This window comes from Streptomyces sp. NPDC001858 (genome assembly GCF_053594615.1).
The window spans coordinates 188187-203849 of the sequence record NZ_JBSFEV010000011.1 but is presented as its reverse complement, the minus strand read 5'-3'; the positions used below and the strand labels follow the sequence as shown (position 1 = coordinate 203849).

Sequence of the window (15663 nt, the reverse complement as noted above, 5' to 3'; positions counted from 1 at the left end):
CGGGCTGCCGCCCGAAGCCCGCCAAGCCCGCCAAGCCCGCAGCGGGCTGCCGCCCGAAGCCCGACGAGCAACGAGCCCACCCCGCCCCACCCCACCTCAGCACCGACGACCCTGGATCCCCGACCGCCCGACTCCCCGACTGCCCGACCGAGTGGCCCGGCCGCCGGCCGGAGGCTCAGATGCTCGGCCGGAACCGCATCGGATGGTCCGCCGGTACCTCGACCAGCACGATCGGCGTTCCGTCCGGATCGGCGATCCACAGCTCGACCAGCCCCCAGGGCTCCCGCACCGGCGGCCGGACGATCTCGACCCCCTTCGCCAGCAGCTCTTCGTGCGCCGCGGTCGCGTCCGCCACCTGCAGCCACAGCCGAACGGCGGGATCCGGCGGCGTGTCGGCACGCCCCGAGAGCTCCAGGAAGCCACCGCCGAGGAAGTAGACGACCCCGCGGTGCGGCCCCGTGCCGAACTCGCGGTAGACGGCCAACCCCAGCTGCTCCCCGTAGAAGGCGCGGGAACGCTCGGGGTCGGTGGGGCGGAGCAGGGTTCTGCTGCTGAGTACGTGCACCATGCAGCGGAAGCCTACTGGGGCAGGATTAGGCTCGTCGGAGCTCCCGCCGCGCCACAGGCCGCTCAGAGACCGCTCAGAGACCGTTCAGAGACCGGAGACCGCCCGCATGGACACCGCCGCCACCGAATCCGCCAAGTTCGCGGAGTTCACCTTCCGCGACGCCACCGACGCCGACGTGGACGCGCTCGTCGCACTCGTCGAGTCCGCCTATCGCGGAGACTCCAGCCGCGCCGGGTGGACGACGGAGGCCGACATACTCGAAGGGCAGCGGACCGACCCCGACGGGGTGCTCGCGGTCATCAAGAACCCCGACAGCCGGCTGCTCACCGTCGAGCGGGACGGCCGGATCGTCGCCTGCTGCCAGCTCGAACACCGCGGCGACCACGCCTACTTCGGCATGTTCGCGGTCAGCCCCACGGTGCAGGGCGCCGGGCTCGGCAAGACGGTCATGGCGCAGGCCGAGCGACAGGCCCGCGTGAACTGGGGCGTCACCGAGATGCACATGACCGTGATCTCCGTGCGCGACGACCTCATCGCCTGGTACGAGCGGCGCGGCTACCGCCGCACGGGACGCATGACCCCCTTCCCGTACGGCGACGAACGCTTCGGCATCCCCCAGCGCGACGACCTCCAGTTCGAGCTGCTGGTCAAGGAACTCGCCTGACGGCAGCCGACTGCTACGCCGTGAAGCGGCCCGTGCGTCTGATCTCCGGGTAGTCGGTGGTCGCGCCGTCCAGCTCCAGGGCGCGCACGAGCCGCAGCTGGTCCTGTGTGTTGACCACCCAGCCGATGATCCGCAGGTCCCGCTTCCGCGCCTCCTCGACGATCTCCAGGCTGAGCCGCCGCAGGTTGAGGCAGACGGTCGCGGCGCCGACGGCCGCGGCCCGCTCCACGATGTCGAGGTCGTAGCGGCTGGCGATGAGCGCGGTGCGCACTCCGGGGACCAGTCGTGCGATCTCCGCGACGGCCTCGTCGTGGAACGAGGACACCTCCACCCGTTCCACCAGGTCCCGCGCCCGCAGCACCTCGGCGAGCGCCCGGGCCGCCTGAACGTCCTTGATCTCGGCCTGGAGCGGCGCCCGCACGGCGTCCAGCACCTCCTCGAAAACCGGGACACGCTCCCCGCGGCCGGCGTCGAGGGCGCGCAGCTCCGCGAGCGTGTGGTCGGCGACGGGCCCGGTCCCGTTGGTCGTCCGGTCCACGTCGGGGTCGTGCATGACCACGAGCGCGCCGTCCCGGCTCAGATGCAGATCGAGTTCGATGACGTCGAGGCCGGCCTGCTCGGCGGCGACGAAGGAGCGCAGGGTGTTCTCGGGCTCGACACCCATGACCCCGCGATGACCGATGGTGAGGAAGTTCAAGACGCGACCCGCTTCCGTCGACGGCTGTGCCGGCGGACCGCGCAGTCTGGTCACCGGCAGCCTCGTCACCGTCGGCCGGCCAGAGCGTGCGGGTGCGCCCCAGGCTCTCCCTACCCACACCGCCCCAGCGGAAGCAGCCGCTCCCCCGATGTCCGGCAGGAAAAAGTGCGGTGAAATTGCCGGGGCACAGGATAATTTCCCGGAGATCCACTTGCTGGAGGAAACCTCATATGCATACGGTGTCCTGACGCGAGGTTCTCCAGTGGAGGATGGGACATGACGGAAATTCTTGTGCAGGCGGCTACGGGGGAGCGTGTGCCTCCGGCGACCAGGGTGGTGGAGCACCCGGCGTGGCGCGTGCTCAAGGATGCCGTGGAGCGGATCCGGCCCTGGCAGGCGAAGGACGGGTCGATCGACTTCACGGCCGAGGGCGCGCCGGAGCGCACGGACGCCGAGCAGGCCGTCCGGCAGGTGATCGAGGCCGTCGAGGAGCTGTCGCCGCTGCTCCCGCACGATGCCGACTACCACCGGGCCCTGGCGAGGGATCTGCGGGTCTGGGCCGACGGCGGGTTCGCCGTGCCGGACTTCCTCGACTCCCTGCTGGCCTTCCAGCCGGCCGCGAACCGCCGCGACGGCCTTCAGCACCTGGTCGTCTTCGCGATGTACACGCAGAACGGCAACCCGGACCGCAACCTCGAAGCGGTCGTGCTGCGCATGGTCTGGCCGGACTGGCTGGCCGAGCTGGAGCGCACCCGCTACGACAACCCGCTGTTCTGCGGCATCACCTTCGAGGACTTCACGGCCGGCTACGACACCAACTCGGCCGTCCTGTTCCCGGAGACCATCGCGGTCCGCCAAGCGCCGGAACGTTTCTCCTGGGGCGGCATCTTCTGCGACCGCGAGGCCGCCCGCTTCCGCCGCGTCACCGACGCCGCCATCGACGTCCTGGGCCTGGAGCTCCCCGAGGACATCGCCGCCATGGTCCACGACCAGAAGCGCTGCGAGGAGGCCTTCGTCCTGTGGGACATGGTCCACGACCGCACCCACAGCCATGGCGACCTGCCCTTCGACCCCTTCATGATCAAGCAGCGCCAGCCGTTCTGGATGTACGGCCTGGAGGAGCTGCGCTGTGACCTCACCGCCTTCAAGGAGGCCGTGAAACTGGAGTCCGACGGCGTCCCGCAGGCCCGTGACGTGCAGTACGCGGTCCTCTTCGACCGCATGTTCCGCTTCCCGGTCACCGGCGACCGCGTGCGCAACTACGACGGCCTCGGCGGCCAGCTGCTCTTCGCCTACCTGCACCGGCACGATGTCGTCCGCTGGACCGACAACAAGCTGCACATCGACTGGCGGCGCGCCCCGCAGGTCACCAACCAGCTCTGCGCCGACATCGAGCAGCTGTACCGCGACGGCATCGACCGGCCGAAGCTGGTGCACTGGTTCGCGGGCTACGAGCTGGTCTCCGCCTACCTCGCCCCGCACCCCGGCTCCAAGTGGGCCAAGGGTCCCGACGCCCTGGACCTGACCCAGCCGCCCCGCAAGCTCGTGGATGACGTGCTTCCGGACGAGTTTCCGCTGAGCATGTTCTATGAGGCACTGTCCAAGAAGCTGAAGAATGTGATCGCCTCCACCAAGGGCATCACGGCGGACGGCGCCGAGCGGATCGCCGCGTGAGCGACCTGCGCATCGAGGACACTGCTCTGCAGAACACTGCTCAGGAGGCGAAGACCATGGGGAACGGGGCTCTCAGCGGAGCGGTGATCGCGGTGGCCGGCGCGGGCGGACCCGCCGGCCGGGCGGCACTGCTCCGGCTCGCCCAGGAGGGCGCGACCGTCGTCGGCTCGGACAACGACCCGGAGCGGCTCGCGGAGGCCGTCGACCACGCGCGCTACGAGGCCGGCGGCGCCACCGTCACCGGCGACACCGTCGATCTGCTCGACCTGAACTCCACCCGCGAGTGGGCCACCCGCATCGAGAAGGACTTCGGCCGGGTCGACGGCCTGGTCCATCTCGTCGGGGGCTGGCGCGGCAGCGAGACCTTCATCAAGACCAGCCTCGACGACTGGGACTTCCTGGAGCTGCTGCTGGTCAAGACCGTGCAGCACACCTCCCTCGCCTTCGGCGAGGCACTCCAGGCCAGCGCGCGCGGCCGGTACGTCCTGATCAGCGCCGCGGCCGCCGGCAACCCCACCGCGGGCAACGCCGCCTACGCCGCCGCCAAGGCCGCGGCCGAGGCGTGGACGCTGGCCCTGGGCGACTACTTCCGCAAGGCCGGGGGCGCCGAGGGCCCCAACGCGGCGGCCGCGATCCTCGTCGTGAAGGCGCTGGTGCACGACACGATGCGCGCCGAGCGCCCCAACGCGAAGTTCGCGGGCTTCACGGACGTCGAGGACCTGGCCGACGCCATCGCCGGAGTCTGGGAGAAGCCCGCCCTCGAAGTGAACGGACAGCGTCTGTGGCTCACCGAGCAGCCGTGAACCCACCGAAGACCGACGCGCGTCGTCATCACGACCCCGAGGTCCGCGGTTTCGCCAGCGACAACTACGCCGGCGCCCACCCGGAGGTGCTGGCCGCCCTGGCCCTCGCCAACGGCGGCCACCAGGTCGCCTACGGCGAGGACGACTACACCGAGAACCTCCAGCGGATCGTCCGCAGCCACTTCGGGTCCACCGCGGAGGCCTTCCCGGTCTTCAACGGCACCGGCGCCAACGTCGTCGCGCTCCAGGCCGTCACCGACCGCTGGGGAGCGGTGATCTGCGCCGAGAGCGCCCACATCAACGTGGACGAGGGCGGCGCGCCCGAGCGCATGGGCGGTCTGAAGCTGCTCACCGTCGCGACGCCCGACGGCAAGCTCACCCCCGAGCTGATCGACCGGCAGGCCTGGGGCTGGGAGGACGAGCACCGCGCGATGCCGCAGGTCGTCTCGATCACCCAGAGCACGGAGCTCGGCACCCTCTACACGCCCGACGAGATCCGGGCGATCTGTGAGCACGCACACGCGCGTGGCATGAAGGTCCACCTGGACGGCTCCCGGATAGCCAACGCGGCCGCCTCGCTGGACGTCCCGATGCGGACGTTCACCAACGCGGTCGGCGTCGACATCCTCTCCCTGGGCGGCACGAAGAACGGCGCGCTGTTCGGCGAGGCGGTCGTCGTGATCGACCAGGACGCCGTCAGCCATATGAAGCACCTGCGCAAGCTGTCCATGCAGCTCGCCTCCAAGATGCGCTTCGTGTCGGTGCAGTTGGAGGCCCTGCTCGCCAAGGACCTGTGGCTGCGCAACGCCCGCCACGCCAACGAGATGGCCCAGCGGCTGGCCGAGGGCGTGCGGGCCGTGCACGGCGTGGAGATCCTGTATCCCGTGCAGGCCAACGGCGTCTTCGCGAAGCTTCCGCACGACGTGAGCGAGCGGCTGCAGAAGCGGTTCCGGTTCTACTTCTGGGACGAGTCCGCGGGCGTCGTGCGCTGGATGTGCGCGTTCGACACGACCGAGGAGGACGTGGACGCGTTCGTGGCGGCGGTCAAGGAGGAGATGGCCCGCTGAGCGGGAGTGGGCACCGCCTGGATGTGTGCATAGATATGCGATCAGCTGGAAATTAATTGACGCCCGGGTGATCGCTTTCTATGCTCTGAGCCCATGGAGCTGATCCAGGAGAACCCTGACCTGTCCGCCTATCTGGCCGCTGACGAGGTCATCGACCACCATCACCCGGTGGTGAGGCAGACGGCCGCGCGTCTTGCCAAGGAGGCCACGGACTCGTATGTCTATGCACGCCTGGCGTTCGAATTCGTCCGCGACGCCATTCCCCACTCGCAGGACTCCGGCGACCCGCGCGTCACCTGGCGCGCCTCCGACGTGCTGGAGCAGGGCACCGGCATCTGCTACGCCAAGGCCCACGCGCTGACCGCGCTGCTGCGGGCCGAGGACATCCCGACGGCGCTGTGCTACCAGAAGCTCGACGTGGTGCACGGACTCGTCGCCGTCCGCTTCCGCGGCGCCTGGCACCGCCAGGACCCCCGCGGCAACAAGCCCGGAGTGGACGCGCGGTTCTCCCTGGACGGCGAACGGCTCGCCTTCCTGCCCGACCACGCGGCCGGCGAGCTGGACTATCGCGGCCTGTACGCGACCGCGCACCCGGCCGTCCTCGGCGCGCTCAGAGCGGCTGCGGACCGGCCCCACCTCTGGCGGACGCTCCCCACCGCACTGTGAGCCCTGACGGGCGTGGGGCCGGCGGAAGCTGCCGTGGGGTCGGCGGAAAAGGCCGTGGGGCCGGAGGAAAGGGCCGGTGTCAGCGCGCCTCGGCCTCGCGCACCTGCTCCGGGGTGGGCGCCGTGCCGCCCAGGTGGGCCGGCATCCACCAGGTGTCGCTCGCGTCCTTGGGGCGGACCGGGTAGGCGCGCTGAGCGGCCTCCAGCAGCTCCTGGACGCGCTCGCGCAACTGCCGGGTGATCGCGCCCGCGTACTTGTCGCGCGAGGCCTCGACGGCCTCGCCGACGCGGATGGTGATCGGGGTGTGGCTGCGCTTGAAGTTGCGCGGGTGCCCCTTGGTCCACAGCCGCTGGGTGCCCCACACGGCCATCGGGATCAGCGGGACGCCGGCCTCCTGCGCCATCCGGGCCGCGCCCGACTTGAAGCTCTTGAGGCAGAACGACTGCGAGATCGTGGCCTCGGGGAAGACCCCGACGATCTCGCCGGAGCGCAGCGACTCGAGAGCGTGCGCGTACGCGGCGTCGCCCTGCTTGCGGTCCACCGGGATGTGCCGCATGTTGCGCATCAAGGGGCCGGAGACCTTGTGGCGGAAGACCGCGTCCTTCGCCATGAAGCGAACGAGACGTTTCTGCGGGAGCGCGGCCAGACCGTCGAAGATGAAGTCGAGGTAGCTGATGTGATTGCTCACCAGCACGGCTCCGCCAGAGCGCGGGATGTTCTCCGACCCCTTGCAGTCGATCTTGAGGTCCCAGGCCTTGAACAGCACCTGGGCGAGGCCGACGGCGGGGCGGTAGACAATCTCTGCCATGGGCGGGGCGGACCCTTCCTTCTCTTTGCCGGGGAAGCCTCCGACGGCAAAGTTACGCAGCCGTAGGTTTACGGCATCTCGCAGATCGTGCCCCAAGAACGGCCGGGGAGCCAGTCCTGGCGCCCGGGAACCGCGAGATCCTCGTCACTTCACCCCCCTTGATCCACCTCAGGCTTTTAAGCCGCCTTTACTCCGTGCGCACCGAAACCCGGCGTACGAGCAGGTACATCTCGCACCCGAGGCAGTACCCGAAAGCGGCATTGAGGAAGGCGGCCGCGAGCGCGGCCCCGGTCGCCGCGAGACCCAGCCACTCGGGCCCGAGCGTGAGACCGGCCAGACCGATCCCCGCGAACAGCAGTCCCACCGACTGCGCGAACCGCGGCGGCCGAGGCGACTCGAACTCCGTCGGCGGTCCGATCCGCGGCCGGACGGCCCTGCGGAACACCCAGCCGTACGGCGAACGCCCCATCCCGCCCGCCGCGCCGAGCGCGAAGGCCAGCGTCTGCCAGGCCAGCAGCCAGGCGCTGCCCGTGATCAGCACGACCGCGAGCACTACGGTCGTCACGGCGGCCCCGAACCGCGGGCCCCTCACATCGATGTCCATGAATCAAGCATTCCGCAGCGGAAACGATTCCTGGGCCCGGGAATCTTTGCAGTCATGTGAACGCTGGAGGATCTGATGACGGGACTGGCGGTGTGCCTGGCGGTGCTCGCTGCGGCGAGCGCCTACGGAGTGCTGCAGCGGCGGCGGAGCGGGAGGGTGCGGGTGCGCGGGCGGGACGAGGGCACACGACTCGGCGCGGAGCGGCTCGGCGGCGAACTCGGCGAACGGGCCACGCTCGTACAGTTCTCCAGCGCGTTCTGCGCGCCCTGCCGGGCGACCCGCCGGGTCCTCGGCGAGGTGGCCGGCGTGGTCCCCGGAGTCACCCACATCGAGATCGACGCCGAGGCGCACCTGGACCTCGTCCGCGAACTCGACATCCTCAAGACGCCGACCGTGCTGGTCCTCGACGCCGACGGCCGCGTCGTGCGGCGCGCCACCGGTCAGCCCCGCAAGGCCGACGTCATCGCGGCCCTGGGGGAGGCGGTGTGAGCCGCCCGCCGGGGGCGGTGAGGCATCTCCCAGATGCCGGGACGTACTTGACTGCGCCCGCCACCTATCGTCAGCCTGACCGTATGCCTGAGGAACTCCTGCTCCACGGACGGGCCCACGTCGACCTGGTCCGTACCGCGAGCGCGTGCTGTCCGGCCCGTTGAGCATCCACGGCCCGGCACGCCACCTCCGGCAGAAGGACAGTCCCATGACGGCCACGCCCGACCTCGGCGCCGCACAGCTCGCGTCGCCCGATCTCCTGCGCTCGGTCTTCCGGCGGCACGCGGCGGGAGTCGCGGTGATCACCGCCTCCGGTGCGAGCGGCCCGGTGGGCTTCACCGCCACCTCGCTCAGCTCCGTCTCCGCCGAACCCCCCATGCTCTCCTTCGGGATCGGCACGGGCGCCTCCAGCTGGCCGGCCGTGTCCCGGGCCGAGCATGTCGGCGTCCACATACTCGGCGAGCATCAACAGGCGCTCGCCGCCACCTTCGCCAGGACCGGCGCCGACCGCTTCGGCGCGCCGACCGGCTGGCGCGAGGGCCCGGCGGGCGTTCCCGTCCTGGACGACGTGCTCGCGTGGCTGGTGTGCCGGGTCGTCGCGCGCGTGCCCGCGGGGAACCATCGCATCGTGCTGGCCGAGGTCGTTCAGGGCGATCCGACGGGTGACCCGACCGGTGATCCGGCGGGCGCGCGCCGTCCGTTGTTGTACCACCAGGGGCGGTTCACCGCTCTGCGGGATTGATCACTGGCCCGCCCTCCTGCAAAGCCGTCGAGTTCCGATTACGCTGCGTTGCAAAGGTCACAGTTCAAAGCGCTTGCTCAGCGGGAACGAACTGGGTGTACTGACGAGTAATATTCAGGTCGGAGCGCGGGCCGCCCCAACCGGGAACGGCCGCCTGTGGCACCTATGCTGCCTGGAAGAAGGCAGCCGAAGAACTGACGATGCAGTAGGAGAGCCGGCGTGAGCTTGAGGATCGTTGTCACTGTGAAGTTTGTGCCCGACGCCACCGGCGACCGGCACTTCGCCGATGACCTGACCGTCGACCGGGACGACGTGGACGGTCTGCTCTCCGAGCTCGACGAGTACGCGGTCGAGCAGGCGCTGCAGATCTCCGAGAACTCCGACGACGACGTGGAGATCACCGTCCTGACGGTCGGCCCCGAGGACGCCAAGGACGCGCTCCGCAAGGCCCTGTCCATGGGCGCCGACAAGGCGATCCACGTCGAGGACGACGACCTGCACGGCACCGACGCCATCGGCACCTCCCTGGTGCTCGCCAAGGCCATCGAGAAGGCCGGCTACGACCTGGTCATCTCCGGCATGGCCTCCACCGACGGCACCGCCGGCATCGTCCCGGCCCTGCTCGCCGAGCGCCTGGGCGTCCCGCAGGTCACCCTGCTCTCCGAGGTCTCGGTCGAGGACGGCACCGTCAAGGGCCGCCGCGACGGCGACGCCGCGAGCGAGCAGCTGGAGGCCTCCCTGCCGGCCGTCGTGTCGGTCACCGACCAGTCGGGCGAGGCGCGTTACCCGTCCTTCAAGGGCATCATGGCGGCCAAGAAGAAGCCGGTTCAGGCCTGGGACCTCTCCGACCTGGACCTGGAGGCCGACGAGGTCGGTCTCGAGGGCGCGTGGACCGCGGTCGACACCGCGACCGAGCGTCCGGCCCGCACCGCGGGCACGATCGTCAAGGACGAGGGCGAGGGCGGCAAGCAGCTCGCTGAGTTCCTCGCGGGCCAGAAGTTCATCTAAAGGCCCCTCGCAGACCGCCCCTCAACTTCGTTTCGCAGGAGAGCAATCCCATGGCTGAAGTCCTCGTCTACGTCGACCACGTGGACGGCGCCGTCCGCAAGCCCACCCTGGAGCTGCTGACGCTGGCCCGCCGCATCGGCGAGCCGGTCGCCGTCGCCCTCGGCACGGGCGCCGAGAACACCGCCGCCGCGCTCGCCGAGCACGGCGCCGTCAAGGTCCTGACCCACGACGCGTCCGAGTACGCCGACTACCTCGTCGTACCGAAGGTGGACGCGCTGCAGGCCGCCGTCGCCGCCGTCTCCCCGGCCGCCGTCCTGGTCCCGTCCTCCGCGGAGGGCAAGGAGATCGCCGCCCGCCTCGCGCTGCGCGTCGGCTCCGGCATCATCACCGACGCCGTCGACCTCGAGGCCGGCGACGAAGGCCCGGTGGCCACCCAGTCGGTGTTCGCCGCGTCCTTCACCACCAAGTCCCGCGTCTCCAAGGGCACCCCGGTCATCACCGTCAAGCCCAACAGCGCCGCCGTCGAGGCCGCCCCGGCCGCGGGCGCCGTCGAGGCCCTGGCCGTCACCTTCTCGGCCCAGGCCACCGGCACCAAGGTCGTCGGCCGCACCCCGCGCGAGGCGACCGGCCGTCCCGAGCTGACCGAGGCCGCGATCGTCGTCTCCGGCGGCCGCGGCGTCAACGGCGCGGAGAACTTCGCCCTCATCGAGGCCCTCGCCGACTCCCTCGGCGCGGCCGTCGGCGCCTCGCGCGCCGCCGTCGACGCCGGCTGGTACCCGCACACCAACCAGGTCGGCCAGACCGGCAAGTCGGTCTCCCCGCAGCTCTACATCGCCAACGGCATCTCCGGCGCCATCCAGCACCGCGCCGGCATGCAGACCTCGAAGACCATCGTGGCCGTCAACAAGGACGCCGAGGCCCCGATCTTCGACCTCGTCGACTACGGCGTCGTCGGCGACCTCTTCGACGTCGTCCCGCAGCTCACCGAGGAGATCAACACCCGCAAGGGCTGATCGCCGACCGTCGCACGACTGAGCGAAGGCCCCCGTGACCCTGCCGGTCACGGGGGCCTTCGCTCATCCCAGGGTCACGGACGCCTGGACCGGCAGATGATCGCTCGGATACTGGCCGCTCAGGGTGAGGGCGTCCGTCCACTCCCGGTGGACCGTGACGCCCGGCGTCGCCAGGATCCAGTCGATGCGGTCCCCGCCCGGTATGAGCGCCCGGTACCCGTGGTACGTCCCGTACACCCCGCCACGCGCGTGTGCCGTGTCCCAGGTGTCCACCAGGCCCGCGGCCAACAGCCGGTCGTAGACCGGACTGGCATGCGCGATCGCGTTGAAGTCGCCGGTCAGCAGCAGCGGCAGGGAGCGGTCGAAGCGGGCGAGCCGGGCGGCGATCAGCTTGGCGGAGCGCACGCGCGCGTTCTGGCTGCCGTTGTCGAGATGGGTGTTGAGGATGCAGAACTCCCGCCGCGCCCGCAGATCGCGGAACCGGACCCAGGTGACCATGCGCGGGTAGTTCCCGCCCCAGGTGTTGGAGCCGAGTACCTCGGGCGTGTCGGAGAGCCAGAAGTGCCCGTGCTCGACCGGGGCGAGCCGGCGGGTGTCGTAGAAGACGCCCACCGCCTCCGGGTCCTCCACGCTGCGGCCCTTGGCGATCCAGTCGTAGTGCGGCCCGAGGTCGGCCTCGATGTCGCGTAACTGGGCCGCCAGCCCCTCCTGGGTGCCGATGAGGTGCGGAGCCGCCCGGCGCAGCAGTGCGCGCATCACCGGACGGCGGACCGGCCAGGTGTTGGCGTCCCTGGCGCCCGGGTAACGCAGGTTGAAGGTCATGACCTCCAGCGGCGCATCGGACGCGGGCGCGAGCGTCGCGCGCACCCGGCTCTCCTGCTGCGGGGCCGAAGCCCCTGCCGTGCCGAGCAGCGGTACGGCGGCCAGCGCGGCCACCATGCTCTTGAGCCCGGCCCGCCGGGTCGGCCCCGTGGTGCCTGTCATGAATCCCCTCCCCTTGTGGAAAAGGATGCAGGGGAGAACGGTTGTAACGGAAGGGGGAATCGGTGTGGCGGTGAGCGCAGTGATCACGCCGCGGACAGGGTGTTGACCCGCCGGAAGCCGCATGGATAACTTCACTCTACGGATTACTGATTCCGTGCAGCGGAAAACTGGAGGGTGCGGAATGGGTCAGGGCCAGCAGGAGACGGTCACGACGAGCCTCCCGGGCGCCGTCACCGAGGAGATCAGCGCCTCCCTCGCCCCCGTCGACGCCGAACTCGACCGCCGCTACCCCGGAGACCCCGGCACCCGCCAACCCGTCCACACCGTCTACGTCCCCGCCGACGCCTTCGCCGCCGACACCGTCCGCTCCTGGGGCGACAAGGCCCTCGCCGCCCTCGACGAGCACGCCCCCGACGCGGCCTCCTTCGCCGCCTGCCTCGGCCTGGCCGACCACCTCGCCGAACCCGTCTACGCGCGCGTGCGGGCCAAACTCGAGCGCGAGCCCATCGAAGACCTGCGCGTCGACTTCGAGGACGGCTACGGCCCCCGCCCGGACGCGGAGGAGGACGAGACGGCCGCCCGGGCCGCCCGGCTGATCGCCGCGGCGTACGCCGACGGCGCCGCGGCCCCCTACATGGGCATCCGGATGAAGTGCATGGAGGCCGCGGTCCGCGACCGGGGCATCCGCACCCTCGACATCTTCCTCAGCGGGCTGATGGAGCACGGCGGCCTGCCCGACGGCCTGGTCCTCACCCTCCCGAAGGTGACCTACCCGGAGCAGGTCACGGCCATGGTCGCGCTCCTGGAGGCCTTCGAGAAGGCGCGCGGACTGGACGCCGGGCGGCTCGGCTTCGAGATCCAGATCGAGACCAGCCAGGCCATCCTCGCCACGGACGGCACCGCGACCGTCGCCCGCCTGATCCAGGCGGCCCGGGGCCGGGCCACCGGGCTGCACTACGGCACCTTCGACTACAGCGCCTGCCTCGGCGTCTCCGCCGCCCACCAGGCCAGTGACCACCCCGCCGCCGACCACGCCAAGGCGGTCATGCAGGTCGCGGCCGCCGGCACCGGCGTCCGCGTCTCGGACGGCTCCACGAACGTCCTGCCGGTCGGTCCGACCGAGCGGGTCCACGACGCCTGGCGACTGCACTACGGCCTCACCCGCCGCGCCCTCGCCCGCGCCTACTACCAGGGCTGGGACATGCACCCGGGCCACATTCCCACCCGCTACGCCGCCGTCTTCGCCTTCTACCGCGAGGGCTTCGCCCAGGCCGCCCAACGCCTCTCCCGGTACGCCGAGCGGGCCGGCGGCGACGTGATGGACGAGCCCGCGACCGCCAAGGCCCTCGGCGGCTACCTGCTGCGCGGCCTGGACTGCGGCGCCCTCGACCTCGCCGAGGTGACCGACGCGACCGGACTCTCCCGGACGGCCCTGGAGGGCTTCGCGGCCCCTCGGCGAGGCGATCTGACTACTGCTCGGGGAACTCGTACGGGCGCGTGATGATCTCCATCCCGTGCCCGGACGGATCCATGAAGTACACGCCCCGGCCGCCGTGGTGACGGTTGATCTCACCGGGCTGCCTGCCGTGCGGATCCGCGAAGTACGTGATCCCCGCCCGCCCGATCCGCTCGAAGGCGGCATCGAACTCGTCGTCGGAGACGAGGAACGCGTAGTGCTGCACGGTGATGGACTCGGGCGGGACGGTGACGAAGTCCAGGGTGACCTTGTTGCCGGTGTCGACCGGAACGAACGGGCCCCATTCGGCCCCGACTTCGAGTCCCAGGATGTGGCCGAGGAACTCGGCGGACTCCCGGTTGTCACGGGAGTGGACGATCGTGTGATTGAGCTCGACTGACATGTGTGGAATGCCTCCGTAAGGCAAACTCACGGGCGCCTCCATGCCTCACCCGGACGGTGACCGACACGCGATGCCGTTCGAACACCCTAACGGACAGCGGTGTTCAGGCTCAGTCGATGCGCAGATGCTCGAGGCCGGACGCGGTCACCCGCTTCTCCTCCGCGAACAGTCGCGTGCCCCGCTCGCACCGCCCCGCGTCGGCCCGGGCCCGAGCGCAGAACTCCTCCGGCGTCGCCCCGAACAGCCGCCGCAACGCCGGTGACGCGGCGAGGAGTTCGGTGATCAGGGCGCGCTGGCCGGGATGGCTGCGCGGGACCCCGGAGCCGTTGTGCAGCACACCATGGCGATTCACGTACGCGAACGCGTCGAGGAGCGCCTCGCCGTTCTCCAGCCCGACCCGGTAGTCCGGCGCCGGCAGCAGCACCCGGTCGTAATGCGGCTCGGTCGCGTCCACCACGTCGAGCTGCTCCGCGTCCAGCCAGATGACGAACAACTCCCTGGTGACGCCGGGCGCGTGGACGGGGGAGGCGGACACATAGCCGAGCCGGCTGATGTGCGCGGACACGCCCACCTCGATGCCCGTCACCCGGGCCTTCACCATCGGGACGGGTGAGGTGATCCCGAACTCGGCCATCTTGTACCGCAGTTGGGCGGGGCTGGCGTTGGAGCCGACGGCCACCACCGGGGTCCGGCCGGGGTGCGTCAGCCGGTCCAGCGGCAGCAGCTCGTCCCCGTCGAGCAGCCCGGAACCGGCCGGCCAGGCGCCGGGATAGCTCAGCGGACGGTCGCGCGGCGCGTCGGCCAGGCCCAGCGCCTCCAGCGTGCGGTGCTCGTCACGGGCGTCCATGGGCGCCTCAGTCCGCCGGGGGCAGCTCGCCCGAGCCGCGGGCGATGAGCCGGGTCGGCAGTTCGATGTGCTCGGGAACGATCAGCGAGCCGTCCAGCTGCCGGAACAGACGCTCGGCGGCCGTCCGGCCGAGGGTGGCGGCGTCCTGGGCGACCACGGTCACCGCCGGCTGGAGCAGGTCGGCGAGCTCCAGGTCGTCGAAGGCCACCAGGGCGACCCGGCGGGTCTGCTCGGCGAGCACCCGGATCACGGTGACCGTCACCCGGTTGTTGCCCGTGAAGACCGCCGTGACCGGATCGGGCCCCGACAGCATCTCCTCGGCGGCCCGGCGCACCCGCAGGGGATCGGTGGCCCCCAGGGACATCCAGGCGTCCGCCACGGGTATGCCGGCGTCGTCCATCGCCGCCCGGTAGCCGCGCAGCCGCTCCGCGGCGGTGTGGATGCGCGGCATGTCGCCGATGAAACCGATCCGGCGGTGCCCGTGCGCGACGAGATGGGCCACGCCCTCGCGGGCGCCGCCGAAGTTGTCCGACACCACGCAGTCGGCCTCGATCCGGCCGGCCGGGCGGTCCACGAAGACCGTGGCCACGCCCGCCTTGATCTCGGGCTCCAGGTAGCGGTGGTCGTCGCCGGCCGGGATCACCACGAGCCCGTCCACCCGCCGCGCGCACAACGCCAGCGCCAGTTCCTGCTCACGGTCCGGTTCCTCGGCGCTGGAGCCGTTGATCAGCAGCGCGCCGTGGGCGCGGGCGACCTCCTCCACCGCGCGGCTGAGCGGCCCGTAGAACGGGTCGGCGAGGTCCTCCAGGACCAGGCCGATGCTGGCCGTGCGGCCCTTGCGCAGCACCCGGGCGCTGTCGTTGCGGCGGAAGCCCAGCGCGTCGATGGCCTCCTGCACCCGGCGTTCCGTCTGCGGCGTGACGCCCGGCTCGCCGTTCACCACCCGCGACACCGTCTTGAGGCCGACCCCGGCCCGAGCGGCGACGTCCTTCATGGTGGGACGGTTGCCGTAACGGCTCTCGGGTCGGCGCTGCGTCTCGGGCACGATGCGGTGTCCTGTCCTGTCGTCCCCGGGACACCGTCAGGCACGCCGTCCACGAAAGGTTGCGCACGGGGGTGTCCGGGTCCCAGGGTTTGTATGAGGATGTGGCGTCGAGCATAGAGCCTGGA

The 15663-nt window shown here is 71.0% G+C and carries 18 protein-coding genes; 10 read left to right on the top strand and 8 right to left on the bottom strand.

The features are described 5' to 3' along the window. Positions 1-175: 175 nt before the first annotated feature. Positions 176-568 (bottom strand): VOC family protein, encoded by a 393-nt coding sequence (locus ACWCPF_RS18890; protein ID WP_451046161.1) that lies wholly within the window; start codon positions 566-568, stop codon positions 176-178. Between the two features lie 106 nt (positions 569-674). On the opposite strand from ACWCPF_RS18890, the gene ACWCPF_RS18885 reads away from it, so the two are divergent. Beyond that, positions 675-1232: a GNAT family N-acetyltransferase gene (locus ACWCPF_RS18885; RefSeq protein ID WP_451046160.1), complete on the top strand. Its 558-nt coding sequence runs from the start codon at positions 675-677 to the stop codon at positions 1230-1232. Positions 1233-1245: 13 nt separating this feature from the next. On the opposite strand, the gene ACWCPF_RS18880 is transcribed toward ACWCPF_RS18885, so the two are convergent. Next, positions 1246-1929, bottom strand: a complete 684-nt coding sequence (locus ACWCPF_RS18880) for a glycerophosphodiester phosphodiesterase (protein ID WP_451046159.1) — start codon at positions 1927-1929, stop codon at positions 1246-1248. Positions 1930-2205: 276 nt separating this feature from the next. Between ACWCPF_RS18880 and ACWCPF_RS18875 the strand changes: the two genes are divergently transcribed. The 4 genes from ACWCPF_RS18875 (at position 2206) to ACWCPF_RS18860 (ending at position 6139) form a co-directional block, all read left to right on the top strand. Next, the gene (locus ACWCPF_RS18875) at positions 2206-3603 is read left to right on the top strand and encodes a DUF6421 family protein (RefSeq protein ID WP_451046158.1); all 1398 of its coding nucleotides are present in this window, start codon (positions 2206-2208) and stop codon (positions 3601-3603) included. A gap of 56 nt (positions 3604-3659) precedes the next feature. Next, on the top strand, positions 3660-4406 hold the full coding sequence (locus ACWCPF_RS18870; RefSeq protein WP_451046236.1) for an SDR family NAD(P)-dependent oxidoreductase: 747 nt from the start codon (positions 3660-3662) through the stop codon (positions 4404-4406). Beyond that, positions 4403-5473: a threonine aldolase family protein gene (locus ACWCPF_RS18865; protein ID WP_451046157.1), complete on the top strand. Its 1071-nt coding sequence runs from the start codon at positions 4403-4405 to the stop codon at positions 5471-5473. The genes ACWCPF_RS18870 and ACWCPF_RS18865 overlap by 4 nt, the downstream gene beginning before the upstream one ends. A gap of 93 nt (positions 5474-5566) precedes the next feature. Continuing rightward, positions 5567-6139, top strand: a complete 573-nt coding sequence (locus tag ACWCPF_RS18860) for a transglutaminase-like domain-containing protein (protein WP_451046156.1) — start codon at positions 5567-5569, stop codon at positions 6137-6139. A 79-nt stretch (positions 6140-6218) separates the two neighbouring features. On the opposite strand, the gene ACWCPF_RS18855 is transcribed toward ACWCPF_RS18860, so the two are convergent. Further along, on the bottom strand, positions 6219-6947 hold the full coding sequence (locus ACWCPF_RS18855; protein WP_451046155.1) for a lysophospholipid acyltransferase family protein: 729 nt from the start codon (positions 6945-6947) through the stop codon (positions 6219-6221). 187 nt (positions 6948-7134) lie between these two features. Continuing rightward, entirely contained in the window at positions 7135-7551 is a 417-nt protein-coding gene (locus ACWCPF_RS18850) for a DUF4395 domain-containing protein (RefSeq protein WP_451046154.1), read from the bottom strand. Between the two features lie 75 nt (positions 7552-7626). Here ACWCPF_RS18850 and ACWCPF_RS18845 point away from each other — a divergent pair, with 75 nt between their 5' ends. The 4 genes from ACWCPF_RS18845 (at position 7627) to ACWCPF_RS18830 (ending at position 10803) form a co-directional block, all read left to right on the top strand. Continuing rightward, the gene (locus tag ACWCPF_RS18845) at positions 7627-8040 is read left to right on the top strand and encodes a thioredoxin family protein (protein WP_451046153.1); all 414 of its coding nucleotides are present in this window, start codon (positions 7627-7629) and stop codon (positions 8038-8040) included. A 208-nt stretch (positions 8041-8248) separates the two neighbouring features. Beyond that, complete coding sequence (locus ACWCPF_RS18840) at positions 8249-8782, top strand: flavin reductase family protein (RefSeq protein ID WP_451046152.1); 534 nt, start codon at positions 8249-8251, stop codon at positions 8780-8782. A 219-nt stretch (positions 8783-9001) separates the two neighbouring features. Beyond that, positions 9002-9790, top strand: a complete 789-nt coding sequence (locus tag ACWCPF_RS18835) for an electron transfer flavoprotein subunit beta/FixA family protein (protein WP_351920537.1) — start codon at positions 9002-9004, stop codon at positions 9788-9790. A 50-nt stretch (positions 9791-9840) separates the two neighbouring features. Next, positions 9841-10803, top strand: coding sequence for an electron transfer flavoprotein subunit alpha/FixB family protein (locus ACWCPF_RS18830; RefSeq protein ID WP_451046151.1), 963 nt, complete (start codon positions 9841-9843; stop codon positions 10801-10803). Positions 10804-10866: 63 nt separating this feature from the next. Here ACWCPF_RS18830 and ACWCPF_RS18825 read toward each other — a convergent pair whose 3' ends face one another. Continuing rightward, positions 10867-11787, bottom strand: a complete 921-nt coding sequence (locus ACWCPF_RS18825) for an endonuclease/exonuclease/phosphatase family protein (protein ID WP_451046150.1) — start codon at positions 11785-11787, stop codon at positions 10867-10869. Positions 11788-11968: 181 nt separating this feature from the next. Here ACWCPF_RS18825 and ACWCPF_RS18820 point away from each other — a divergent pair, with 181 nt between their 5' ends. After that, the gene (locus ACWCPF_RS18820; RefSeq protein ID WP_451046149.1) at positions 11969-13288 is read left to right on the top strand and encodes a DUF6986 family protein; all 1320 of its coding nucleotides are present in this window, start codon (positions 11969-11971) and stop codon (positions 13286-13288) included. Here the strand turns inward: ACWCPF_RS18820 and ACWCPF_RS18815 are convergent. From ACWCPF_RS18815 to ACWCPF_RS18805, 3 genes are all read right to left on the bottom strand, one after another. After that, on the bottom strand, positions 13257-13646 hold the full coding sequence (locus ACWCPF_RS18815; protein WP_451046148.1) for a VOC family protein: 390 nt from the start codon (positions 13644-13646) through the stop codon (positions 13257-13259). The two genes, ACWCPF_RS18820 and ACWCPF_RS18815, sit on opposite strands and share 32 nt — an antisense overlap. 109 nt (positions 13647-13755) lie before the next feature. Next, positions 13756-14493 (bottom strand): hypothetical protein, encoded by a 738-nt coding sequence (locus tag ACWCPF_RS18810; protein WP_451046147.1) that lies wholly within the window; start codon positions 14491-14493, stop codon positions 13756-13758. Between the two features lie 7 nt (positions 14494-14500). After that, positions 14501-15538: a LacI family DNA-binding transcriptional regulator gene (locus tag ACWCPF_RS18805; RefSeq protein WP_451046146.1), complete on the bottom strand. Its 1038-nt coding sequence runs from the start codon at positions 15536-15538 to the stop codon at positions 14501-14503. Positions 15539-15663: the final 125 nt, after the last annotated feature.

What these genes read in the sequence shown, in the direction of transcription:
- ACWCPF_RS18825 (WP_451046150.1), bottom strand. Translation starts at nt 11,787, where the DNA reads ATGACAGGCACCACGGGGCCGACCCGGCGGGCCGGGCTCAAGAGCATG.
- ACWCPF_RS18885 (WP_451046160.1), top strand. Translation starts at nt 675, where the DNA reads ATGGACACCGCCGCCACCGAATCCGCCAAGTTCGCGGAGTTCACCTTC.
- ACWCPF_RS18850 (WP_451046154.1), bottom strand. Translation starts at nt 7,551, where the DNA reads ATGGACATCGATGTGAGGGGCCCGCGGTTCGGGGCCGCCGTGACGACC.
- ACWCPF_RS18855 (WP_451046155.1), bottom strand. Translation starts at nt 6,947, where the DNA reads ATGGCAGAGATTGTCTACCGCCCCGCCGTCGGCCTCGCCCAGGTGCTG.
- ACWCPF_RS18870 (WP_451046236.1), top strand. Translation starts at nt 3,660, where the DNA reads ATGGGGAACGGGGCTCTCAGCGGAGCGGTGATCGCGGTGGCCGGCGCG.
- ACWCPF_RS18815 (WP_451046148.1), bottom strand. Translation starts at nt 13,646, where the DNA reads ATGTCAGTCGAGCTCAATCACACGATCGTCCACTCCCGTGACAACCGG.
- ACWCPF_RS18845 (WP_451046153.1), top strand. Translation starts at nt 7,627, where the DNA reads ATGACGGGACTGGCGGTGTGCCTGGCGGTGCTCGCTGCGGCGAGCGCC.
- ACWCPF_RS18875 (WP_451046158.1), top strand. Translation starts at nt 2,206, where the DNA reads ATGACGGAAATTCTTGTGCAGGCGGCTACGGGGGAGCGTGTGCCTCCG.
- ACWCPF_RS18840 (WP_451046152.1), top strand. Translation starts at nt 8,249, where the DNA reads ATGACGGCCACGCCCGACCTCGGCGCCGCACAGCTCGCGTCGCCCGAT.
- ACWCPF_RS18820 (WP_451046149.1), top strand. Translation starts at nt 11,969, where the DNA reads ATGGGTCAGGGCCAGCAGGAGACGGTCACGACGAGCCTCCCGGGCGCC.
- ACWCPF_RS18890 (WP_451046161.1), bottom strand. Translation starts at nt 568, where the DNA reads ATGGTGCACGTACTCAGCAGCAGAACCCTGCTCCGCCCCACCGACCCC.
- ACWCPF_RS18810 (WP_451046147.1), bottom strand. Translation starts at nt 14,493, where the DNA reads ATGGACGCCCGTGACGAGCACCGCACGCTGGAGGCGCTGGGCCTGGCC.
- ACWCPF_RS18830 (WP_451046151.1), top strand. Translation starts at nt 9,841, where the DNA reads ATGGCTGAAGTCCTCGTCTACGTCGACCACGTGGACGGCGCCGTCCGC.
- ACWCPF_RS18860 (WP_451046156.1), top strand. Translation starts at nt 5,567, where the DNA reads ATGGAGCTGATCCAGGAGAACCCTGACCTGTCCGCCTATCTGGCCGCT.